Annotated in this window: 16 protein-coding genes and 1 pseudogene; 12 read left to right on the top strand and 5 right to left on the bottom strand. The window is 44.5% G+C overall.

The genetic code is table 11. The features are described from left to right. Window positions 1-297 precede the first annotated feature (297 nt). Together ET33_RS16995 and ET33_RS16990 are read left to right on the top strand one after the other, a co-directional pair. Window positions 298-2,658: a hypothetical protein gene (locus tag ET33_RS16995; RefSeq protein WP_051775397.1), complete on the top strand. Its 2,361-nt coding sequence runs from the start codon at window positions 298-300 to the stop codon at window positions 2,656-2,658. Window positions 2,659-2,754: 96 nt separating this feature from the next. After that, the gene (locus ET33_RS16990; RefSeq protein WP_036684089.1) at window positions 2,755-4,137 is read left to right on the top strand and encodes an extracellular solute-binding protein; all 1,383 of its coding nucleotides are present in this window, start codon (window positions 2,755-2,757) and stop codon (window positions 4,135-4,137) included. A gap of 322 nt (window positions 4,138-4,459) precedes the next feature. Here ET33_RS16990 and ET33_RS16985 read toward each other — a convergent pair whose 3' ends face one another. Further along, on the bottom strand, window positions 4,460-5,368 hold the full coding sequence (locus ET33_RS16985; RefSeq protein ID WP_235206738.1) for an MFS transporter: 909 nt from the start codon (window positions 5,366-5,368) through the stop codon (window positions 4,460-4,462). Between the two features lie 255 nt (window positions 5,369-5,623). Between ET33_RS16985 and ET33_RS16980 the strand changes: the two genes are divergently transcribed. The 5 genes from ET33_RS16980 to ET33_RS16960 all read left to right on the top strand — a co-directional run bounded on the left by ET33_RS16980 (window position 5,624) and on the right by ET33_RS16960 (window position 10,899). Continuing rightward, a complete protein-coding gene (locus tag ET33_RS16980) occupies window positions 5,624-6,103 on the top strand; it encodes a DUF6530 family protein (RefSeq protein WP_036684086.1) in 480 nt (159 codons plus the stop codon). 23 nt (window positions 6,104-6,126) lie between these two features. Further along, on the top strand, window positions 6,127-7,236 hold the full coding sequence (locus ET33_RS38455; RefSeq protein ID WP_036684084.1) for an AAA family ATPase: 1,110 nt from the start codon (window positions 6,127-6,129) through the stop codon (window positions 7,234-7,236). Window positions 7,237-7,271: 35 nt separating this feature from the next. Next, window positions 7,272-8,348, top strand: a complete 1,077-nt coding sequence (locus tag ET33_RS38450) for a vWA domain-containing protein (RefSeq protein WP_235206737.1) — start codon at window positions 7,272-7,274, stop codon at window positions 8,346-8,348. 29 nt (window positions 8,349-8,377) lie between these two features. Then, the gene (locus ET33_RS16965; protein WP_036684083.1) at window positions 8,378-8,737 is read left to right on the top strand and encodes a GIY-YIG nuclease family protein; all 360 of its coding nucleotides are present in this window, start codon (window positions 8,378-8,380) and stop codon (window positions 8,735-8,737) included. A gap of 197 nt (window positions 8,738-8,934) precedes the next feature. Continuing rightward, window positions 8,935-10,899, top strand: a complete 1,965-nt coding sequence (locus ET33_RS16960) for a DUF2325 domain-containing protein (RefSeq protein ID WP_036684080.1) — start codon at window positions 8,935-8,937, stop codon at window positions 10,897-10,899. A 65-nt stretch (window positions 10,900-10,964) separates the two neighbouring features. On the opposite strand, the gene ET33_RS16955 is transcribed toward ET33_RS16960, so the two are convergent. From ET33_RS16955 to ET33_RS16935, 4 genes are all read right to left on the bottom strand, one after another. Further along, window positions 10,965-11,291, bottom strand: a complete 327-nt coding sequence (locus tag ET33_RS16955) for a helix-turn-helix domain-containing protein (RefSeq protein WP_036684077.1) — start codon at window positions 11,289-11,291, stop codon at window positions 10,965-10,967. A gap of 612 nt (window positions 11,292-11,903) precedes the next feature. Further along, a complete protein-coding gene (locus tag ET33_RS16945) occupies window positions 11,904-12,416 on the bottom strand; it encodes an AbrB/MazE/SpoVT family DNA-binding domain-containing protein (protein WP_036684068.1) in 513 nt (170 codons plus the stop codon). Next, on the bottom strand, window positions 12,413-12,688 hold the full coding sequence (locus tag ET33_RS16940) for a hypothetical protein (protein ID WP_036684065.1): 276 nt from the start codon (window positions 12,686-12,688) through the stop codon (window positions 12,413-12,415). The genes ET33_RS16945 and ET33_RS16940 overlap by 4 nt, the downstream gene beginning before the upstream one ends. A 344-nt stretch (window positions 12,689-13,032) precedes the next feature. Further along, window positions 13,033-14,325, bottom strand: coding sequence for a helix-turn-helix domain-containing protein (locus ET33_RS16935; RefSeq protein ID WP_036684265.1), 1,293 nt, complete (start codon window positions 14,323-14,325; stop codon window positions 13,033-13,035). 385 nt (window positions 14,326-14,710) lie between these two features. Here ET33_RS16935 and ET33_RS37475 point away from each other — a divergent pair, with 385 nt between their 5' ends. The 5 genes and pseudogenes from ET33_RS37475 (at window position 14,711) to ET33_RS16915 (ending at window position 23,330) form a co-directional block, all read left to right on the top strand. Beyond that, window positions 14,711-15,778: an Ig-like domain-containing protein gene (locus ET33_RS37475; protein WP_081890356.1), complete on the top strand. Its 1,068-nt coding sequence runs from the start codon at window positions 14,711-14,713 to the stop codon at window positions 15,776-15,778. A gap of 49 nt (window positions 15,779-15,827) precedes the next feature. Next, window positions 15,828-20,816: an RHS repeat domain-containing protein gene (locus ET33_RS40425; protein ID WP_081890355.1), complete on the top strand. Its 4,989-nt coding sequence runs from the start codon at window positions 15,828-15,830 to the stop codon at window positions 20,814-20,816. A 28-nt stretch (window positions 20,817-20,844) separates the two neighbouring features. Next, window positions 20,845-21,378 (top strand): hypothetical protein, encoded by a 534-nt coding sequence (locus ET33_RS16925; RefSeq protein ID WP_036684062.1) that lies wholly within the window; start codon window positions 20,845-20,847, stop codon window positions 21,376-21,378. Window positions 21,379-21,396: 18 nt separating this feature from the next. Continuing rightward, window positions 21,397-22,540 (top strand): annotated as a pseudogene (locus ET33_RS40630) (transposase); the annotation flags it as partial. A gap of 424 nt (window positions 22,541-22,964) precedes the next feature. Next, window positions 22,965-23,330, top strand: a complete 366-nt coding sequence (locus ET33_RS16915) for a hypothetical protein (RefSeq protein ID WP_051775393.1) — start codon at window positions 22,965-22,967, stop codon at window positions 23,328-23,330. Window positions 23,331-23,410 lie beyond the last annotated feature (80 nt).

The following is a 23,410-nucleotide window of genomic DNA, read 5'->3' as shown; positions in this document are numbered from 1 at the left end:
ATAATCTTAATATTTATGAATCAAAATAAAACCAGATTGAAAAAGATGTTTCAAAAGTAAAGTGTAAGTATCGGAGGCCATGCCAAGTTTCAACTATTAAATCTGGGAGGGATGTTTACCTATAGAGCATCTACTGATGAGGACGGACAGCTTGTTTGTAGGCGGTTATAAGCAAGAGGGCAACGGGGAGGTAAAGCGATTTTCGACAACTATGCCGAGCTTGCTTCTGCAGCAAAGGGCACGACGATCAAGTTCGAATCGGAAAACGGATACCCAGTGAAAAGGAGCTGTTGAACGATGTACTTCTCAGACGACAAGACGGGAAGGCCGAATGCAGCGAACGCAACCGGCGAGGAGAATGGAACGAACGGTAAGGCGAACGAAGCGATCAGTAGACGAAAAGTTCTTAAGACCTTAGGACTCGGAGGGGCGATATTGGCGGGCAGCGCCTTGGGCGGTACGCGGTTTGCTTCGGCAGAAAGTCTGCAATCCGACGGTAAGGGGGATCGTCAAACGTTGTGGGTCGCCAGCGTGGAGGAGCTGATGTCGCTTCCACCCGGCCAGCTCAAGGACGGCCTGCATGTGTTCGTTGGCGGCTACTACAAGAGCGGCGACGGAGGAGGCAAGCTGGTTCGCTATATGGCAGGCAGCGCCAAAGCCGATAATGGCGGCACGGTACACAAGCCGGCAAAAGGCCAAGGCTGCTTTGAAGTCGTGCACGACGGGGTCGGGGATTTTCGCTGGTTCGGCATTTTCGATGCGAAGACGAATGCGGACGGGGCGTTGGACGCGATGGTCAACGATCTGTCGATCCGCCGCGTCGAAGCGTACTCGGATTTGAATTTCGTCAAGCGCCATGTATTTCACCGCAGCGATATCGAGATTGATTTTCAGGGACATACCGTAACGACCGAGGGAATCGAGCTGAACAAGGTAGACAATCCGTTTGGCGCCGTTATGTTTTTCCAGGGGATCAAAACCGACATGGTCTACACCGTGACGTTGACCGAAGAACTGCCGGAGTACTCAGATATTTTCGAGGTCGCCGATTCGTCCATCTTCGTGGTGGATAGCTGGTGGCATGCGCAAATCAAGAACAATCCGGGCGGAAGCGCGCAGCGTGAGCTCGATTACCTGCTCAAAGTAACGGAAATTCTCGACTCTACCCATGTCCGGTTCAATTATAAGCTCGGCTGGCCGCTGGCGAAGGGACGCCAGTTGACCTACCGGAAGATCAACCCGGTTTTCCGCTGCCATGTGCGGAATATGAGTTTTACCGGCATCCCGGTGCCGCCTAACGGTACGAGCACCCGGCCGTTCCCGACTTGGGACCAGATCGGATCGAATCCGGTCGCGTACGAATTCGCGGTCGAATGCGACGCATCGGGCATCAAGGCGACCAAAGTGTTCTGGCCGGTCGTCATGCGCAGATACAATACCCATTACGTGACGGAACGCTGTCAACTGATGAATCCGGAAGAACGCGATTGGGGCGGTACCGGCTATTTAACGCAGCAGATCAACGTGCTGTACGGCCACGTCAGGGATTGCAACACCAGCAATGCCCGTCATTTGAACGATTTTACGTGCGCGGCCTACTGCATGGTTGAGAACTGCCATGGAGACGGCGACGAGTACGGCCCGTTCGTCACGCACGGTCAATTCGAGCACGATCTTACATATATCAACAACTCCGGCTTGTTGTCGTTCGCGAACAGCGGCTCGACTTGGGGCGACAGCGCCAAGCGGGTGACCGTCAAGAAGCATATCGCATCGCGGATCGTCGCGCACAAGCGGCTGACCGACCTGACACTTGAGGATTGCCATGCCGTCGTGACGTATACGAAGCCCGGCGTGAAAATGGCGAATTCAGGCTCGTTCTGGGTCAACATGGACGGTCTGCAAATGAGAGGCTGTACGGCGGAAGAGATGATAACGATTTCGAAAAGCTCCTCCCGGGGCACAAGGAAAAATATGATCGACAGCTGCTCCTTCAGCATGCTCAAGGGCTATGAAATCGCCCGTCCGATCCGTTCGGGAACGGCCCAAGTCGGTTACATGCCGTGCAGCGGGGATTTGACGATTCTCAACAGCGAGTTTTACAACGTCGAGGATGTCAACTTGGGGAGCATCGATAAGCTGACGCTCATCAATACATGGTTCAAGGGCCTGCCTCAGGCAGGAGGCACGGTCAAGGTGGGCACGCGTGAAATCGTTATGCAGGGGGGCGGACTTGTGGATTGCTGCTTCTTGTTCACCGGCGCCTGGGACAAGGTCGGCGATGTCAACAATCCGAAAAACAAACCCGATCAGTGGATCGCGATCGACGGCGGCGCAGTATTCAGCGGAACGAACGGCGAGAAGGCGTTCCTGAAGAGCGTCGATCCGGCAAACGCCATCACGTGGAATTTCGGAAATTGCAGGAGCGCCGCTTCGGACGCGGATACGGCACATTTTCACATGCAAGGCGGAACGAACAAATTGAAGGCCGTCGGCGCCCACTTCACGGGCGGCAAGTATGAAGCGACGAACGGCGCTTTCGGAAACGGAGGTTACTTCTTCATGACATCGTGTCTGGAAGAGAAGGTCAACCGGAAAGCGCTGCCGGCTGAAAGCGATACGGTAAAACACAGCGCCGGCAACTTTTCGATTTTTTAGCGGGATCTTGCTATAATAACAACTATTAGAGCGGATACAGGATTCGTCCCTATTTCCTGTTCTTTACAGTGTATCGGATGGAAATGAGGTCTAAGGATGGAAGGAAGGACAAGTCGCAAAACGCCCCGCGAGCGGCTAAGCGAATTCGTCAGCACGCTGCGGGAAGACATATTGACAGGAAAGCGGCCGGTAGGAGACTATTTGTCTTCCGAAAAATCTTTCGCCGCGCAGTTCCAACTGAGCAATCAAACGGTGCGAAAAGGGCTGGACGTTCTCGTTTCGGAGGGGCTGATCGAAAAAATACCGCGCGTCGGCACGAAGGTTGTCGGTCCTCTGGACGAAGCTATCGTCACCGTAAAGCTGGGTTTTCACAGCTCTGTCACCGGAGAAGCAGGAATTCATCAGCTGCTGTCGATCTTTCAGGAGGAAAACCCGCATATCCGGGTACAAGCCGTGCCTACATCCAGCAGCAACTACAGATATATTAGCGAGTACTTGTCCGGCGGCATCCTCGATGTGGTCATGATGAACTTTATGAATTTTCGGGAATGTGTGGAGAACGGAGACGAAGGGCTGCTGGAGCCGATGCAACGCAATCCGGAGCTGTATTCCTTCCTGTCGGACGCGTTTCAAGTGAATGGCCGCCAGCTCGTGCAGCCGTTTATTTTTTCCCCGCTCATTCTATGTTATAACCGGGAGCACTTTCGGGCGGCCAATTTATCCGAGCCGGACAGCAGCTGGCAGTGGAACGATCTGATTGACTATTCGTCGCGGCTTGCCATTCCGGGTGAACGGCTTGGCTTTCACTGCGACTTGTATTCGTCGAACCGCTGGCCTCTTCTGCTGCTACAGACCGGTGGGAAGTTCGAGCGGCACGAAGACGGTCGGCTTAAGCTTGCCGATACGCCGATGATGGACGCGCTTCGCTACTGCGGGGAGATGAAGCATAGTATTCCCTCTTTATCGGAAGGGGTGACGACCGGCGAATCGGAGCTGCTTCTGGCGAAGGGGAAAGCGTCGATGATCATGACGAGTTATTTTTATTTGAATTATTTGCTTGGCGAGCGGGTAGCCTTTGACATCGCGCCCGTACCGCATTTGGGTACGCCGATGACCATGCTGCTGAACATCGGGCTTGCGATCAATCGTCAGTCGCAGGTCAAGGCCGCCGCCGCCAAGCTGGTGGAATTTTTGACAGGTTACAAGGCCCAGCTTTTCGTTCGGCAGAACACGTACAGTCTTCCCGCGAGAAAATCCGCCGCCGAGTGGGTAGGGGAAGAGAAACGGTATCTTCCGTCGAGATTTTCGCTATTTCGCGAAACGATTCCCGGCTTTCGATATTTCACCGATTTGGCGATCAGCGCACGTGAGCTGTCCGTCATCAATCAGGAACTCAAGATGTATTGGGCCGGCTTGGAAACCGAGGAGGCTTTATGCTCCCAAATCGAGGAGCGTCTAGCCGTTGGTTCCTTGTCCTAATAACAAAAAAAACGGAGTCACGCAGGTTTGCGGGCTTCGTTTTCTGATTTAGACGATGGTGCAAGCATTTTTAAGCAAAGAAGGATACAAAGTAAACATGCAAATCCTGCGAAAAGGAGACAGGATAGCTGCAGTGAAATAAGATCGGCCAACAGACCGACTAAAAGTGTGATCATAATTTGAATAGTACCTTGAATCATATCGGCTATGCTGGCGAATCTCCCCATCATTTCGGGAGGGACGTGATTTTGAAAACATGTGGCATATCCCGCGCTTGCAAAAGACATAAAAAAACCCAACAATGCAAATGATAGCGCTGCGGTCATAAAACTGGAAGATGCATAAAATAGGATATAAAAAAAGTAGTCAGTAATATGCCATAACTCATAAACCAACGATATGATATTTTTTGCGAAGTTAATGCCGCTATAAAAGATCCCAGTAACGATCCCACGCCGGTGATACTTATGATATTGCCGTAATCCATATCCGTTAATTTCAAAACCATTTTAATGAAGGCAGCTTCCTGAGAGTCAATCGCATATCCTATTAGCGCAGCAGCTTGAAATAAAATATAGATAGAGATAAAAAATGTTGATGATTTTGCAAATTTAACCACTGTCCTTAGATCATTGGCCAATATGTTGAAAGAGATTTTTCCGCGAGCATGGTCACTATTATTTTCTACGTCAGGAAGCAGGAAAATCATAAAAGCGCATACAATAAAACTTATTGCATTAAATACGATGCAAAAATGAACACCGACTGTCATAATTAGCAAACCGGAAATGGCCGGTCCTAACAGAAACGCGCTGGAATTAGTCATACTAATCAAGGAATTAAATCGTTGTCGTTTTTCTGTTGGGATAAGCTTTGTTATATATACAGAGGAACTTGGGCCAAAAAATGAACCGAATAAATTAATGACAAACATTAAGGCGTAAATAACGAACAACGAAGGAGCGAAAAGAATCAAACCGATTAAGATGCCTCTAATGACATCAACAAGTATCATGAGTTTCCTAACATTGATACGGTCTATAATACTCCCGGACCAGAAATTGGTTACAAGCATAGCAATAGGCCTAATGACAAATAGACCTGCAAGTGCAGTCGCCGATCCCGTAATATTCAAAACCATAATGTTAATTGCGACAAAATAAATCCAATTCCCCAAGTTGGAAAAGCCAAGTCCAAATATTAATAAAATTGCTTTGAGTCGTCCGTTCATTGTTCACCTCACCTTAAATCGTCAGCTGAATTGTAAATATATTACTTAACTTATAATATAATTAATTTTCTTTCAATAAAAAGCAGCCGGGTTTCCCCAAAATAAGGGAAGTCGAAACGGCTCTTTTTCTTTTTAAAGCAGCCGGTCAACCAACGGATTGACATTCGATCAAGTGCAGGCTACAATGAAGTAGCGATTTAGTAATTTAGTAAATTAGTAAATGAGTGATACAGAAAATGAAAAGAGGGACATACCATGAAAATACCGACTACGTTAAAGCATAAGCCCGTTGTCGTTTCTGAAAATTATGAGCAGGTTGACGGCCGATTTGCCCGAAATACGGATGCCAAAGGTCTTTCCTTGGGATTGGCCCAATGGAATGACAGGGGGAAAATCGATATTTCGGCCAAAGTATGGCGGTACACGGGAGAAAAATGGTCCCGGCAATCGGAGGAGCTGCCGCTCCATCGCGTTCTTGATCTATCCATTCTGATTTGCCGGACGATGGCGCATTTTCGCGAAGCTTACCGATATGAGCATTTGTATGATCCGCAGGAGCCGGTCATCGACCGGGTTGGCCTCCAGGGGGACGCCATGACCGTGGCCATCTGTACGGACAATGAGAGAATCAATGAAGACATCAAGCTGTTCAGTCAGGCTCTGAGCGATGACGACGAGCTGATCGGGGAACGGCTGCGCACGTTATCCAGAATTTTGAAGGATATGGGGTATTAACTTGGAATAGGAAGTGGTTAGAAATGATTCAGGAATATATATTGTCTCCTGCAAGACAACTGACCGATGCGGAACAAGCGCTTGTGTGGCAAAAGCCGTCAACGCATAAGGCCAGCGAAGAAGAGCGCCGCATAAGCGCGGAAGTCAAGCGCAACTGGAACCGCGGCGAAATGAAAATCGCCAACATTTTGTTGGAAGGCGACGCAGGCTCGGGCAAAACGCAGCTCGCCAAAGCGTTATCGGCGAATTTCGGGCTGCCGTATACGAAGGTCACCTGCTTTGCGGACATGGATAAATCGGATATTATCGGCGCGATTTTGCCCGTGATTTCCTCGGAACGGCTGGAGAAGCTGGAGCCTGCGGATCGGAAGGCGTTGAAGGCGCTATACGAGAGCGACGGTTTTCAAAGTGCAGCCGGAGTTTTGACCGACGTCCTGGGAATCGCCCCGGAGCAGGCAGCCTTAAAGATGAAGCAGCTGCTGAAGCTGGCTGCGGAAAACAGCGACGGCGAAGCGGTAGAGTATCGCTTCTACCCTTCGGAGATCGTTCGAGCTTACCAAATGGGTTACGTCCTGGAAATCCAAGAGCCGAACGTCATTCGGGATGCCGCGGTGTTAATGGCGCTGAACTCCGCTCTAGAGCTGGATGGCAGCATCAATCTTCCTACGGAAATCGTGCGCAGACATCCGGATTTTATAGCGGTCATCACGACAAACCGCAGCTACGCAGGGGCCAGGCCGTTAAACGAGGCATTGCGCGACAGAGTTCAGCACTCGGAAAAGATGGATCTGCCCACGAAAGAAGTGATGATGGAACGCGCCATGGCCAAAACCGGCTACAGCAATGAACGGGTATTGGACGTTTTGGCAGACACCATTATTATTCTGGACAAAACCGCCCGGGCCAATGCAATTAAAGGGGTGGCTGGAATGCGCTCCTATTTCTACTGGGCGGATGCGGTTGCCGGAGGGGCTTCCGTCAAGCAATCCCTTTATCATAAAGTCATCTACAAGATCACAACCGACTCCGAGGAAATCAAGCTGCTGGAAGATGCGCTTGCAAGCCACGGCTTGACGGCAAGCTTGGAGGAGATTGAAGCTCAAGTAAAAAAAAACGGGATTCTGAAGCCTTAGAGATCAAAATATGGGGAGATGTCGACAGCACCGGCTTGGATCTGGACCGTCCTGCGGACGATGACGCGATCGCTTTGAAAAAAAGCGCGGACAGCGACGAAAGCTCGTCCGATAGCGCCAATGATTCCGATAGTTCCGAGGACGACGCCGGCATGGAAAGCTCGGATTTGGGGGAGAGCAATGCCCCGGCTTATCATCCGGCCGACCCCGAGCCCATGTCAGAGGAGGCGAAGCGGCAAGAACGCGATTTTCGCAAAAAGCTGAATCACGACGCTCGGGAAGTGGTGTCCCACTCCATTCATCATAAGGTAAAGCTCATCGTTCATCGTCCAGATTACGATCAGGCAAATCAGCAGGAATATGTCCGGCTGAGCAAGGGACTGATGCCCATCGTGCGGGAAATCGCAAGAAAGACGCTTCCGCTGCTGGAGCACGAGGCTTCGTTTGATTTTGCCAAGAATCATTACTATGGCAGTAAATTTCAAGCGGACAGCGTCGCTTACCGGGATTTCAGGTATTTTGCCAAAAAACGCCCACCGACGGAATCGCCTTCGCTTGTGGTTGGTCTGAGGGTGGACGAATCGGCATCGATGAAGGCTTTTGGCAGATTGGAAGCGGCCAAACGCGCGGTGATCGCCGTATATGAATTTTGTCAGCTGTGTCATATCCCCGTTTTGATCTATGGCGATACGGCGGATGCTTCCAGACTGGAGCAAATGTCGGTTTATGCCTATACCGACTTTGATCGAACCGATGCGAATGACCGTTTCCGACTGATGGGGATTCGGGCCAGAAGCAACAATCGCGACGGCATGGCTTTACGAATTATCGCGGAACGGCTGGCTGATACGCCGCAAAAGACGAAGCTCTTGATCAGCATAAGCGACGGGCAGCCGAAAGCGATGGACGATTATACCGGGAGCTACGCCATTCAAGACATGCAGCAGACGATCGCCGAATACGAGCGGAAAGGAATTACCTTTCTTGCCGCCGCGATCGGCCAAGACAAGGACGTCATTAGCCAGATCTACGGGAATGAGCGATTCCTGGATATTACCAATCTACATGAATTTCCGGCCAAGCTGGTTCGGATAATCGCCCGGTATTTATGATTTACGGGCTCAGAAGGAGAGACAAAACAATGGATAAGAGCAAGCGCAAGGAGCTGCTGGAGGAATTTAAGCAGATTAAGACTTACATGGGTATCATCCAAATCACAAACAAAGTCAACGGCAAAATTTATGTGGACAGCCATCCGAACTTGAAAAACAAATGGATGACCATCAAGATGCAGTTGGATATGGGGAGATTCGCCAATCTAGAGCTGCAAAAGGATTGGAAGGAGTTCGGAGCCGAAGCCTTCACCTACGAGGTGCTGGAGGAGCAGAAAACGGACGATGTAACGGATATGAAGTGGGAGCTCAAAATGATGGAAAAGCCGTGGCTGGAGAAATTGCAGCCTTACGGGGACAGAGGATATAACAAGCCGCCAAGACAGTGAATCTACTTCCGGTCGCTGCACTGCCCCGCAAAGCAAGGTTGAATCAAGAAAAGTAAATCCGGGTGCTTTGCGGGGAGCCCGGGTATGCAGGAAATTTTAACCGGGTCCTAAGTATTTATGTATAAATTGGAGGAATTAGGAATTGAGCATCGAATCCTAAATTATGGTGTTTTATTCATAAAAATAGGAGGATGTTCATGAGCGAAAAGGCCGAAGTCCGTCAAATTAACTCTTTAACCGAGGGATATGAGGAACAAAAGCCGACTTTTATGCAAGCTATACAAGAAGAGATAAGTCTCCCTTTCCCGATCGATAAGTTCAGATTTTTAATTAATGAACTATCCGTTCAACAAAAACGAGCCATAGCCCATTTCTTAAATTTCCCCATCGTTTTCTCCAAGTATAAGAAATTTCCCGATGCACTCTTTCAAAAATTACTCTTCCAGCTGCAAAAACATTATCTTACCTCCGATCGAGAACGACTTTGTTGGGTTATCATATTCACCGTGTTCGATTTATTGAAAAATGAATCCCACAGCTCTTTGGAAACATTTCTGGCTACAAAAGAGGATAACATCTTAAAATTTGGGCGATGGCATGTTTATTGGGCTCTCCGGTTTCATCCTGACCGTTCGATAGATAGAACATCTTGGGAAGAGGCCATAAGAGAGTTTGAAGAAGGATTAAAAGAGAAGGCTCCGGAAGCGAAGAGCCCGCAAGATGACCGTTCCAACGACGAAAAGCATACTGTGATTGAGCAAAAGCTGAAGAACGAGCTTGCCTTACGCCAGACGAAGGAAAAGGAAGCCCAGCAGCTGCGCAAGGAGCTTGGAGCTCAAACGAAAAAGCTAGAGCAATTCGAAAGAGAAAAGCAACAATTAGCGGTGGAGCTGCGGATCTTGAAAGAAGAAGCGCTGAAGCAAAAGATGGAAGCGGAAGCCTACCGGAATCAGTTGGAAGCTCGGCTGCATCGTCTGAATCAGGAAAAAAACGATCTGCAAGATTTGGTGAAAGAAGCCGAATTGAAAGTCGAGGAAATGAAAGCCAATGCGGTAAAAGCGGAGCATGAATTGGAACAATGGAAGCAACGGCATGAGAGGAAGGGGCAGGGGAGCACACAAGAGCTTATCGCGCTTCTTTTACATTCCTTGTTGCCGGAGTCGGACAAGCTTTATTACGAGCTTCGGCAAGCCAATCCGGAGAATGCATCTGTTCTTCGGGCGCAGATAAGGAAAATTTTTGACTTGATCGATCTTTTGGAGCAGTTTCGGCAAGAAACCGGGCAGGCGCAATCGCAAGATCATGTCCAGATAAGCGATCCTTCGTTTGAATCGGTTCCAAGCGTACCCGAGGCGAGCCGGCAATCTTGTGTCGGCACGTTCTATCGACGAGATCATGGCGGTTACGTCGTGATGGAGGACGGAAAATCGTTTAACATTACGGAATCGATGATCCATCAACACGGGCTTGAGCACGAAGCCGAAGTCCAATGCTCGCCAGGCAAGCAACATAACGGCATGATACTCTATGAAATTGAGCTTTTACTCCAAGGGGACGATACCTATGCTCCGATCCGCCAATTTGATGGATATGTCGAGCTCGGAAATTACTTTACATGGTACTGTGTGGACATCAACAATGCACAAAACCGATATCCATTGCACCGACGAGATATTGAAATCCAACAGCCTAACGACGGAGATCCATGTCTATTCAACGTTGCTGACGAAGGGCGATTTGCCCGATTATCCCGATTGTACCGGAAAACAAAACAGACTGCGGCCGAGCAAGAATTCAAAGCGTATAAGCCATCTTTACTCAAGAGGCAAGCCGAGAAGACGAAGCCCGATCCATTCTTGGATAACTGTAAAATTGTAATTGTCGGCGGTCTGCGGAAATGGTTCGAGGGGGTTGTGGCGGAGACAGGCGCAATACTCATACATGATAGCGGCGATGCCCCGGAGCGAATTCACGCGGATTTAAGCAAAGCCGATGCCTTATTTTTTCTGCTGACGGCCACATCGCACCGAGCTACCTGGAGCTGCGTTGAAATTGCAAAGCAACGACAAATTCCGCATTTTATTATTCAAGGGTCAAAATCAAACTTGCGCATGCTTCTGTGGGAAAATCGGGAGTTGATTAGAAGGAAGCAAAAAATATAAATAAGCGATCCACAGCCCTAAGACCAATAGAAAACGACGAATTTTCCGTTAGGCGTGCCTGCGATTTAGCGAAACACTTCCTTTAGTATATTAAGTACTTTCTTTTGATTGCTTTCGTTTATCTCAAGTAATAAATCCATGATTTCTACAAGCGTAGGATTACTTTGACTCTTTTTAGAATGATATTGATATATAAAAAAATCGGAAATGTCAACTTCAAGGGCAGAAGCTATTTTCTCAAGACTTTGTAACGTTATATTTCGATTGCCGCGTTCAAGATCTCCAATATAGGAATAGTGCGTTCTGGCCAAATCCGCCAACTGCTGTTGCGATAAGTTTTTCGATTTACGTATATCTCGTATACGATTACCAACATTACTCAATACATCCATGTCATTATTCACTCCTTGATAGAAGTGTAGACAATAAATGTATTTATTTATACGAGTATATGAGTAAAATTATTATATTTTATTTCTCATAAGTACTACTACTTTTTGAATTTGGGATGCAGTTTAAATCTCTCCACTCATATGTAGTAAGGAAACGTGCGTCCGTCGCTGCTTCAATTTCAATAGATGATGTAGCGGCGGACCGTTTCCGGAAGAGTTGCGAACTAGAATATATTGTTCCCTAGGGTTCTAGTGTCCCTTTTTGTTTGCCCTATAAAAAAACAATCGCTCGCGTAAAAGTTTCTCAATTTGCTCATTACTATAGCCTAGATCGGCTAGCCTTCGGGCCGCGAACCCGGCACCAGTCGTCGCCCTGTAGACTGCGTCATGTAAATCCTTAACGCCATATAAACGTTCAAAGATTGCACCGATCCGGGCAAGATAGCGAATCCGTTCCTCGCTTTCTCCCACCAACAAGGTTTCATATTGCATTATCCTCACACCTTCAGCTTCATTTATAAAAAAATTTTAAACCATTGGAATACGATCCGAACGCCAATGAACGACCGTTTATTCAGAGTATTATATATATTACGTATTTTTTTGAAATTCTTAGAAATGTCCACGATTAAAATCAGAAGGTATTGTTTTTTTAGCAAGTAGTTTTTTAATTTGGCTCACCCTTGGTTGAGAGATTCCAATTATTTGAGCCATTTTTTTTTGACATAAATGAGGATTTTCTTTTGCTACTTTCTTTATTCTCTCCATCGTATTTTGGCTCGTTATTTTCTCTTCCTGTGTTCTAAATGTGCTGTTTCTTTCTGGGCTGCTAATGGTTTTTCTGGGTAATTTTTTTTCTGGTGGAAGGTTATTAATACAAGACTCGCAAACATAATAACCTTTAAAGAACTTGAGTTTGAAGTGTTCTTTTTCCCTACATAAAATACACTCTTGAGTACGATATTTCCGTATCCCAATTCTTTGATTTTGATCGTCAAATAAAAATTCGATGGGGTCTTCTGTAGAAATATTCAATGATCGTTTGATTTCTATAGGAATTGAAACTCTGCCAAGCTCATCAATTCCCCTAATGATCCCCGTAGAGCGGAGTTCTTTCTCATTCATACTCTTCTCTCCAAATCGCTCATGGTGTGCTCAAAAAGGACATGTTTAGTCGATAAATGTTTATTCATCCTCCTGGACTGAGCAACAATAACATAAACATCTAATTGTTGACTTAAATGAACCATTTTTTCACTTGTTAGGCTTTCTCCGTACAGGACTGCAATTTCCATTTGGGCCAGAAGGTAATTCATTTGATTTTGAAGTGCGTCATCGCTTAGCTGATCTGCTAAATGCTGTTTGGGAGCCTCCTTTCTACCGACTATTAGGCTCATTTTGACACTCCTTTCAACTTTTATTGACATTGCTATTAACCAATGTAATATTTTTTTCTTAAAAAAGAAGATTTTGGATTTATAAGAAAAATGAAAGGTAAAAACGCCTTCATAATATTGTGTCATTCATTGAATAAAATAAAAAAACAGGCGTAACAACACCTGTTTTTGCAAAGTTTTTCTTGAACTTTTTTATAGTCCCGGGTCATCCACATAAGCTTTCGCAACATTTTCAGTACTAATCCTGTTTGTATCATCCAAAGGAAAATTTTGATGATTGAAATAAAAGTAGAATGTAAAAACTACGGATAGTGTTGCAATGCTCATGAGAAGTCTCTTCATGGTCAAACCTCCCCTTTTTCAGTGATGATACCATTATATACCATTTTTTCTTTTTCTAGAAGTTCCAAACTTATTTGATTTTTCATAGAGCATAACGCAGAAAAAATGTCATGGGAAAGTTCTATAATATCGGTGTGTGAACCAATTTTGCCAAAATACTCTACACTACAAAGATAGGCCTCAATTGCCTGAGTTACAAGGCCTTTTCCAAACATAAACTTTCCTTTAAACCTGAAGTATTTTCCAACCTCTGAATACTGGTAGGGAGTAGCATTCTCGATAGGAAAGAAGCATTCCTCATTCGAATTAATCAGATTTTTGATAGAATCAACGTCTTTAGTTAAAAGTAATACTTCTAAAAGCAGATTCAATCTAGGTAAACGATGAACCCCCTTTACTTCATCCAAGCATTCCCACAGTAATGGGAGTGATTCCATATGGCGATCAGTTCGAGCTAGAATCATAGCGCGAAATATTTTCAATCGATCAATGATAATTTGATAATTGAGCTTTTCATATAATGTGATGTGTTCTTCAAAAGCTGTATAGTCAGCAAGCTGCCATAAGGAGTTGCAGATCGCCAAGGCTACCCGTTCTTTCAACACGGAATTTGTTTTGTCCTCTGCGTGACCAGAATGTCCTAATTGAATGCATTTAGAATACTCTTTAAGGGTATATGCAAGTAAAGCCATTTTATAGTAATAGGACACTCTTTCCTCAAGTGACAAAAAATCAATGTAATGAAGTATTTCCTCTCCTTCTCGAAAAGCCTCCTTCATCTTCGATAAGTCGGTTCGTTCAATCAAATATTTTCGAAAAAGACCTTTTGCAACAAAAATAGGTATTCCATGATCTCTAGAATATTGAACAATTACTTGGTAAAGTGAAACCTTCACTGAATCAATGTCTATTGATTCTGTAAAGTCATACAGACGTTGTAGGGATTGCTCGGTTTTATTTTGAGGAGATTGTAAGATGCGGATCGCCGCTAAGGGAGCTAATGTAAGATTTTTGCCTGAGGTTACTATCTCGTGCAAAATTTCGAATAGAGTTTCTACTCCGTCTTCTTGTTCTACATATGCCTTTATGATTTCTTCATAGAAGATTGGAAATGCATTAGCAAAGGCTTTAGCAGTCTTATATTCTGGATGTTTTGTCACACCCGATTCGATTTTATGTATTGTAGGAATGCTCACACCAGTAAGTTTTTCAAGCTCCGAATATGTTAATTTTCCTTCTGTTCTTAGTTGGAAGATGAAATCAGCGATGGTTTTTTCTTGGTAGCGAACGGCCATCCTCATACATCCCTTCCTAAATTTTGAAATTAAACAAACGTTATTATAGCAAAGTCAATTTAATCTGACAATAAAATAAGTAAAAATCGTCATAATTCTTTCTTATAAGCAAGATTCGTCATAATCTTACAAAGTATAAGTCGAATTACTAATGGATGTAAATTAATATAAGATTTAATCGTTTTTTCCCGACAAAAATGACCAGACCTACCTATTAACATATGTTGCATAAAAAGCGTATTTTTATGATTGGGAGGCATACTGCCTTCAACAACGGTAAGAAGGAGGATTATGCCGATGGATTCGAGTTAAATTGGTAGATACGGGATCAAAATAAACGATTGAAATGCTTTTATAAAGTAAATTATAGGGAGGGTAAAATTCGTTGATTATTCGAAAAATAACTGCTTTTTTCTTGGTTTGTGCAACATTGTTTTCCAGCACCTTCTATGTGTCTAAGGCAGCGGATGCACCTCTTCCACCTGTCAATTGTGCTAGGCTGACCTCAATGACCAATTCCACAAACAGTTCTCTTGAATCCCCATCTAAGATTGATACTCCGACAATATCTAATGAATCTTCCAACTCACTTACAGCTGCAGACAATTATCCTCGAACGTACAAATACGATGCGGGAAACAGACTTCTCAGTTTTCAACTCTCATCTGGAAAGACTCTAACATATCAATATGATCAAAATGGAAACACCGTAAGTAAAAAACCACTTCTAAAGCCAATGGGACAGATAGAGTCATTTGAAAACGGGCGAAAATTCCATGGTTGGGAATCCGTAAGTGGTTGGTTTCTGCATCCAAGCGGAGTTTCGAAGGTGGAATATTTTATTAATGGCAATTATTGGGGGGGGGCCTCATATGGTCTCTCAAGAGAGGATATTTATCAAGCATTCCCAGAATTTAAAGAGCATAATTCAGGATTCTTTTTTTCTTTCAATAGCTATCTACTGGACAATGGCAGCTATACGTTAACCGTACGTTTTACCGGAAGAGACAATACAACGATTGAAGAAAGCCGAACATTTATCGTAAATGTTCCGCCATTCCTTGGATCGATAGAACTTCCGGATAGAGATGGGCTACAGTTCAAAGATACATTGCCCATTAGGGGCTGGTTAGTCGATGGAAGCGGCGTGAAAAATGTGAAAATGTTCATTGATGGACCTGGCATCCACGGCGAGTACGAGCCCCATTACGGACAGTTTAGAGAAGATATATATCACTTAGTAGGGGAATCCTATAGTAATACCAGCAGATGCTTTCCGGGTTTTCAAACTGAAATACCTATTAATTATTTTCCGGGTGGAACTTACACCATCACTGTGCTCGGAACAGGACATAGTAACAAGACCTTCACTATGAGAAGGACCTTTACAGTCCCACAAAGTCCACCAAGCGGTGGAGGACGAACGAATCCCACTGAACCCCCGGCATCTTAGTGAGTCATTTCCTGCTGCCTTATTATGAAAAATTAATGGGAGGCAACATATGAAAAGATTGATTTCATTTTGTTTAAGCGTCATCCTTTGTTTTTCCGCAGCGACACCTATATTTTCAGCGGAACCGCTTCCGGAAGAAATTTCGAATATAAATTCGAGTGGACCGATTACGGAAAATCATGAACCTGATAGAAAAAATGTCGATAATTACGTTCCCGACCCCATAAAAGTATCTTCAACTGAGGGCTATGCTGGTAAACTGCCTGTCACTCGTTCTGTGTATGGTTCCGTCTACGATTCTGTATATCAAAGTAGAGGTTTTAGCCAGGACTCAAGCTCTAACCCAACTCCATATGACCAAATTGCATATAATAACGTAAACTTAAAGATTGATGAGGCTCCTTTCAGCATCAGCTCTTCCGGAGAAAGTATCTCGACTGTAACCGGCAGCCTGTCCTTACATCACGGGGATTTAACTTTGCCGGGGCGCAATGGACTTTCATTCACCTTGGAAAGAGTCTACGATTCTACCGCGGCTCAGTGGTATGAACCAGATGTTGAAGCAAAAGACATTTATCACTACCGCGTATATCCTAGTATTGCTCTCACGTTCGATAAGCGCGAAAGTAATGGACTAGAACGACTCGGTTTCGATCAAGATTTTTACAATCCAGTTGATACACCGAGGTTTTCGAAAAATTACGATAACCTGACAATTTATTCGGACTACTACAAATTTTATTATTGTGGCAGCGGGGATATCCCGTCCGATCAGTTCGAAGCCTGCTACAAGTCCAGTGTTGATCAAATTGAGAAGGACAGGCTGGCTGCAACGGCACCGCTTTTTAGGTCCGAGTATATGGGTCCTAGTAATCTAGGAAACTATTACCGTATGTCGGGTTATTTTAGGGATCTTCGTCTAGGTCAACCGCGATTTTCATACTGGTTCATGTATAATGGCTTTTTTAATAAGGCGAACCCGAAAACATATGAAGAAAAGATGTTCCCCATCGGCAAGGGTTGGTCATGGAATATCAGCTCGATTGAAACCAAGAAAGATAAAAAATATCTGCATTTGGCCAATAAAGGAACCTATGAGATCAGCGACTACAAGCTTAAGGGCTATCCGTGGAAAGATCTTTCTTTCTCAGCAGATAGTAGCGTCAACGTGAATGGGGAAGTCTCGACCTATGTTCTCCGAAGCTTGGATGGCACCCAGCAATTTTTCAATTCGGATGGAAAACTAATTCAAATAAAGGATATATATGGGAATACGATTCAATTCTTATATTCCAATGTAGATCCTTATGGCAAAGTGCTTACCGGAATTAAGGACGCGTTAGGGAATCAAATCAACATATACTACTCCGCAAATAGTGTAGTCCTGCAACTCATGGACCAAAAGGTAACTTATACCAAAACAAACTGGAATGGTAAGGAAATTCTTCAGTCCGTTCAAGACCAGGTCGGCAATAAAACGAGTTACAATTATGAGCTGAACTCCGCCAAGTTTAATTTTTGGTCCAACACTTCTCAGAATCAACCTCTAAATAATCCATATGGCTTGCTTTCATCTGTTCAATATCCAACAGGGGCTTCAACAAGTTATAGTTACGCCTTAGCAGACCGATATTTTGGTCCCGATGGCTACAACCAAGTATATAAGGTGACAAAACGTCTCGACCGGGCAAAAGATGGCTCGGTTTACAATCAGAAGACTTTTTCTTATTCCAGGGATGTCGGCAGTTCTTATCCGACCAGTTATGACATAGTTACGACGGTTGACGATGGCTTGAAGACAACCACATTCACAAATTACAAACAGCATCTGAATGACAAGGAACCGCCGTACATTTATACAAAATCAGTCGTTGAGGCCGCGGGCGATAATCAAAAAATTCAAACGATGAGTTATGATACCGAACGACGCTTATCATTGCCTGACACCATAAGTACAATCCATAAAAAGGGAGATAGCTCTTCTCCCAAACCCATCGTTACCCAGCGCAAGTTTGATGATTTTGGGAACGTTCTATCGGAGACAAATGCGCAAGAGGTAACGACAACATACACCTATAATGCTAACAACCATTGGTTAGAGACCGTAACCAAACCAATCAGTCCATTCATTACTCGCCTGACAAAATACGTACGGGATAATCAGAAAGGTAGTATTTTAGAAATTTCAGACAGAGAGATACCAATAGAAGGTCCTAGAGAAGGAAACTTAAAGGCCCAAGTCAATTTTACCTATGATAATTTTGGAAATCCAACAACGGTTACTTTGAAGGACGATAACCGCAATATTGTCGTTAACAAAGCATATAGCGATGTTTACAAATATGGGTTTCTTACGCAACAAACGATGAATGTGACCGACGCGGACGTCGGGAAATCGGCGGTCACTCAGCAATTCCAGTACGAAGGAACCTCAATGGGCAAGATTTCCAAATATATCGACGGAAAAAACCTTGTTACAGAGTATCAGTACGATCCACTTGGCCGCGTTACGACTGCTATTTTTCCGGACAAGGGGAAAGTTGTCCTTCGATATGATGATAGTTCGAACGAAATAACAAAAGTGGACCAAGCTGGAGTGACAAGCTACGTCCGGTGGAATGAGTTAGGGTATAAAGTTTCCGAGGGGGTCTCGGGCGGTCAGCAGGCCAAGTACGGATATGACATGTATGGGCGCCTGGCATGGAGCGAAGATGGATTATCCCATCGTACTTCATATTCTTATGATGCCTGGAACAGGCTTGTTTCCACTACGTACCCGGACAATTCAACATCTACCGTCAGCTATGATGATATCGGCAACACAGCCACGTTGACAGATCAAGAAGGCACTCAAACGAAGGAGACTTACGATTACCTGCAACGTGTGACCAAAAAGGAATGGTTGAAAGCTTCGGGTCCTGAACTGATCGAAAAAAATCAGTATGATTTTGCTGGAAATCTATCATTCAGCTTGGAGGGGAACTTTGACTATGACATATTTAACTGCCTAATTGCGGTTGATGCATCATATCCTGAAAGAACAAAGTATGCGTATAACATGGCAGGCAAGCTGACGCAAATTTTATTTGCTGATGGCAGTAAGGAAATCAAGGAGTATGACGAGTTAGGGCGAATGATCAAAAAAACGGATGCCTCTAATCTTGTCGAAAAATATTTCTATGATGCAAACAATAATCTAATCAGGTTTGTTGATCGTAATGGCCAAGTCACAAGCTATGAGTATAATTTTAATAATTTACAATCCAAAAGCATCACAGGTAATGAAGCCATTACGTACGACTATGATAGCGCAGGCCGTCGTACAGCGATGCAAGATGCAACCGGAAGAACGGAGTTCCATTATAATACTGCCGGTCAGTTGGATAATGTAAGATACCCTGACGGGAGGACCATTCAATATTCTTACGATCGGCAAGGGAATCGAACTCATATGACAGATCCATTCGGATTTGTGACGATGTATGGATACGATTCCCGAAACCAGTTAACCGATGTTATGCAGAGTTTGAACGAACGATATGTGAGCTATGAGTATAAGAAAAATGGACTTCTGTCTGCGGTAAAGCAAAGTAACAGTATAGCTTCGTCATACAATTACGATGGGTACAATTTGGTCGGTTTAACCCAAACTAAACCGGGAGCAACGATCAACACCTTCAATTATGGTTACGACTACAAACGAAACGTGATCCAGAAGACGGAGAACGGAGCCGCTCATACGTTTACTTATGATCACTTGAATCGCATTCGAACCTCCAGTCAATTTGATGAACTGTACACCTACGATCTTCGCGGAAATCGAGAAACCGTTCAAAGCACCAACAATTTCAATATGAGCGGAGCCGATTATCGTTATGATGATCGCAACAGGCTGGTTCAAGTCACTAACGACGACGGAAGAGTCGTTTCCTATCGCTATAATGGAGACGGCATGCTTTACGAACGGACAGGGAATGGCCAGACAACCCGTTATTATTACGATGGTCCAAACATCATTGCTGAGGGTACTGTCGTAAATGGATCTGCTGCATTAAAAGCGAGATATATTCGAGGGAATGGCTTGGCAGTCCGCGTTGATGCGAATGGAACAAAGGCGTACTACTTACAGAACGGACATGGTGATATTGTCGGACTATCGGATGCTAACGGGAATGTAATAAATCAATACACATATGATATCTGGGGGAATCCGTTAACCGTATCTGAGCAAATTGAGCAGCCATTCCGTTACAGTGGGGAATACTGGGATAACAGGACAAACCTTCAATTTTTGCGCGCAAGATGGTATGATCCAAGTGTAGGACGATTCATTACCCGGGACCCTGTTGAAGGACAGCTCCATAACCCGCGTAGTCTGAATTTGTACACGTATGTGTTGAATAACCCTTTACGTTACAAAGACTCGACGGGTAATCTTGCCGAGGAAGATACAACCATTGGTGGCGGGGGCATGGGAGCCGGATTTTCAGGTTCGGCTGCCGCAACAAGGGCGGCTCAGAATAGCACAAGCAGGACGACTACGCCAAGCGTTCGGGTTGCACCAAGACCAGTAGAAGAGCCTGTATTAACTCAAATGACAGTCCAAGCTGAGGCTAATGCTTTAAGTAGAGCTGCTACTAAGGGGACGGGACAAGTTACATCAAGTTTAGGATCTGTACAATCAAGGGTAAACATTGCGAATGGGAGGACCAGATTTACTCCATTAAGAGATTCAGGTGAACCAGTTTCAGCAGGATTTAATCATGTTCTTGAAGGGCATTTTAATAGACCATTAGCTAATAGTCGGTCGATTTTCTCTATTACACCAGATAAGTTAAAGGAAATTCTACAGAGATCAGACGTTGTCAAATCTACTGTTAAAGACATCGGTGGGGGTCAGTTCACTAGAACAGTAGATGTTGGAGAACTTGTTGGTAACTCAGCCTTAAAATATGGTGGTGGAGAAACCACTTGGATTAAAATTTTTACAGATAAAGCAGGTAATTTGATAACAACTTATCCTGTACCAGCACCATGAGGCTTTAGATTAGGAAAGGACGATAAAAATGCACGACAATGAAAAAACATTGGACGATTTCATTTGGGAAGATTTTAAAAGTTTGATGAATAACCCTTTATTATTTAACAGTTATATCGATTATTTTTTAATTTTGGTTGATTGGATAAAAAAGCATAAGAGCGATTTGAAATATTCAGTATATTGGAATAGGCTTGGCCCAATTTTGGATGTTGATATAAATGACTATATTTCAAAAGAGCCAGAGATATTGCTTAACCAAGAACCAAAAAGGATGTTTAGTTTAAAACCAGACACAGTAGATTCTTTTGTAATGAGGTTATGTGACACACTATGGGATTTGGTTAAACTTCGTTCAGGAAAAGATTGTCCTAGGTGTAAAGATGATGAGTTGAATTATGTTGTTGCTGAAGTTCTGAAGACAACGGAGAAAAAATTAATTTTAGAGTGTGATACGTGCGGTCGGGCTTTGAATATTGACGGAACGGAATGGTCTGATGGAGTGGCTGTCATTTATCCAGCAAATGAGATAACTGTAAACAAATATTTAGGTGCGAATTAGCAAGTTCTATACTTACCTAATAAAGCCCATCACACAGCGGTCATTATCGACTGGTGGAACACCAAGCTGGCGAAATTCAAATCGAGAACAAGTCAAATAGCTTCGATGACCTGATGAAGTTCGTGAAGAAGCACTGCAAGAAAGGCATGACCCCTGTCTATGGGTTAGAAGATACGGGCGGCAATGCTAGAGCATTAGCCATTCACCTTGTCGAGAAGTAGCAAATCGTTAAAGAAGTCAATTCTGCTCTGTCCTACAGAACGTAAAAGTTATGTAACGACCCAAAAGTCAGATAGTTGGGATGCGTACTGTATCGCCAAAGCGTTGCTTGCAAAGCTAGATGAACTGCCCGAAGTAAATCCGCAGGACTTTTACTGGATAATCGGGCAACTGGTGGCAAGGCGGAGCGCTAATAAGCCGCTAGTTCATCTGCCCCTACCGATTCCAAGTAATCGGACAGGGTACTTTTCCCAAAAGGCTAACGCCGCTTTACCGTCAATATCACAAAAGAACTTCTTGTAGGATGGATAGTAATAGCTTAAAATCTCCGTAAAGCAAGTCATAATACTTGTTCTACTCGTAAGGCAGAGGAAATATTGGAACTGGTCACGAAGGACGGGGAGACAAAGCGGAACTATCAGCTTTCCAGAGACTTTCTGACTGTGGTACAGGATATGAAGCGAAGTCGAGAACTTATCAAGGATTCGGGGGCTGCTAGCGGAGATGGATTTCAAGTTGCAGTCCATGGATGGCATTGCACCGTGACAGCGGCGGAACTGATCGCAAAGATTGGCGATATTCGCCGCTTCTCCAATGTCGATAAGCTAGCCCGATTTGCGGGAATCGCTCCTGTCCGCTTTAGTTTAGGCGGCAAGGGGAAAGACAAAGCAAGCGGTAAAGGGAATCGGGTATTGAACGCCATATTCCATAACCTAGCCGTTCAACAAGTCCAAGTAGCCAAAGGTGACAATAAAAACAGCGGAATCCCGTCTTCTACGAGTATTACCAGAGGAAATTAGCGGAGGGTAAGACCAAAAAAAACAAGCCCTCATCTGCATCATGAGAAGGCTTGTAAACACTCTACAGCATGATGAAGAATAAGACAGAGTATCGGGCGGCGGCTCTAACAGAGCGTCAGGCAAGCCGATATAATGGGTGGTAATTGCTCAAACAGTTACCGCCTTCTTTATTCACTAAGATTATAACTTAGGGGACGGGTAACGTTGCAAAATCAAGTCCAATTAAAATCCCAGATAACGCCGTAAAAGTAGAGCAGGCTAATAATGGGTATGATCAAATTAAATATACTTGGTCTGATGGAACTTATAAGTATGAAGCACGGTGGCATACGAGAACTCCTGGTGCACCTGCCGATCAAGGAAACACTTGGGTTGTTACAAGAACCACACCGGGAAGTCAAACTACAAGAAAAGTACAACATATTTTGACCAGTGAAAATCAGTGGACGCCTATGAAACAGTGGCAGGATGCGGTTAGTGCAAGACAAAATGGAGTAGCAACCCCTGAACAACAAGCGCTCTTAGATTCAGGTCACTGGCTTGCACCTTAAGAAAAGGAGTTGTCAAATGGAAATAGTTAAAGACTTTTATACTGGATTTGAGGGTGAGCCGGAGATCATCTTCTTTTTTCAGGAGTTCGATGCTCAAAAAGTTGTGGTTAGAACGTGGATTGGTTATTTTGATTCAATTATGATGGCTACTCAACCTAATGAGAACGGGTGGAGGGGGCTCTCGTATTACTATCATACGGATACTGGTTGGTTTGAAGAGACCCCATGGAGAATACCAGATTTACGAGATGCGTTAATTGATCTTCAAAGTGTCAATAAAAAAGAATTAGATCAAGAGACATTGACGGTGTATCAAAGCATATTTGATTTACTTGAAAAGGCACAATCCATAGATAAAGAAGTATGGGTTGAGTATGATTAAAATTTGTTCATGTTCATGATTACGAAGGACCTTGATTGGCCTGTGCCATTCAGGGTCCTTCTTTGGGTGGGGGTTACCCA

The sequence above is a fragment of the Paenibacillus tyrphae genome (genome assembly GCF_000722545.1).
Classification (GTDB): Bacteria; Bacillota; Bacilli; order Paenibacillales; family NBRC-103111; genus Paenibacillus_G; species Paenibacillus_G tyrfis.
The sequence above is the reverse complement of the archived record's forward strand: the minus strand, read 5'-3'. Positions and strand labels throughout refer to the sequence as shown.

Bases quoted from the DNA above. Each gene is read 5' to 3' on its own strand.
- ET33_RS16995 (WP_051775397.1), top strand. From the start codon at position 298: ATGTACTTCTCAGACGACAAGACGGGAAGGCCGAATGCAGCGAACGCA.
- ET33_RS16990 (WP_036684089.1), top strand. From the start codon at position 2,755: ATGGAAGGAAGGACAAGTCGCAAAACGCCCCGCGAGCGGCTAAGCGAA.
- ET33_RS16985 (WP_235206738.1), bottom strand. From the start codon at position 5,368: ATGAACGGACGACTCAAAGCAATTTTATTAATATTTGGACTTGGCTTT.
- ET33_RS16980 (WP_036684086.1), top strand. From the start codon at position 5,624: ATGAAAATACCGACTACGTTAAAGCATAAGCCCGTTGTCGTTTCTGAA.
- ET33_RS38455 (WP_036684084.1), top strand. From the start codon at position 6,127: ATGATTCAGGAATATATATTGTCTCCTGCAAGACAACTGACCGATGCG.
- ET33_RS16965 (WP_036684083.1), top strand. From the start codon at position 8,378: ATGGATAAGAGCAAGCGCAAGGAGCTGCTGGAGGAATTTAAGCAGATT.
- ET33_RS16960 (WP_036684080.1), top strand. From the start codon at position 8,935: ATGAGCGAAAAGGCCGAAGTCCGTCAAATTAACTCTTTAACCGAGGGA.
- ET33_RS16955 (WP_036684077.1), bottom strand. From the start codon at position 11,291: ATGGATGTATTGAGTAATGTTGGTAATCGTATACGAGATATACGTAAA.
- ET33_RS16945 (WP_036684068.1), bottom strand. From the start codon at position 12,416: ATGAATGAGAAAGAACTCCGCTCTACGGGGATCATTAGGGGAATTGAT.
- ET33_RS16940 (WP_036684065.1), bottom strand. From the start codon at position 12,688: ATGAGCCTAATAGTCGGTAGAAAGGAGGCTCCCAAACAGCATTTAGCA.
- ET33_RS16935 (WP_036684265.1), bottom strand. From the start codon at position 14,325: ATGGCCGTTCGCTACCAAGAAAAAACCATCGCTGATTTCATCTTCCAA.
- ET33_RS40425 (WP_081890355.1), top strand. From the start codon at position 15,828: ATGAAAAGATTGATTTCATTTTGTTTAAGCGTCATCCTTTGTTTTTCC.
- ET33_RS16925 (WP_036684062.1), top strand. From the start codon at position 20,845: ATGCACGACAATGAAAAAACATTGGACGATTTCATTTGGGAAGATTTT.
- ET33_RS16915 (WP_051775393.1), top strand. From the start codon at position 22,965: ATGGAAATAGTTAAAGACTTTTATACTGGATTTGAGGGTGAGCCGGAG.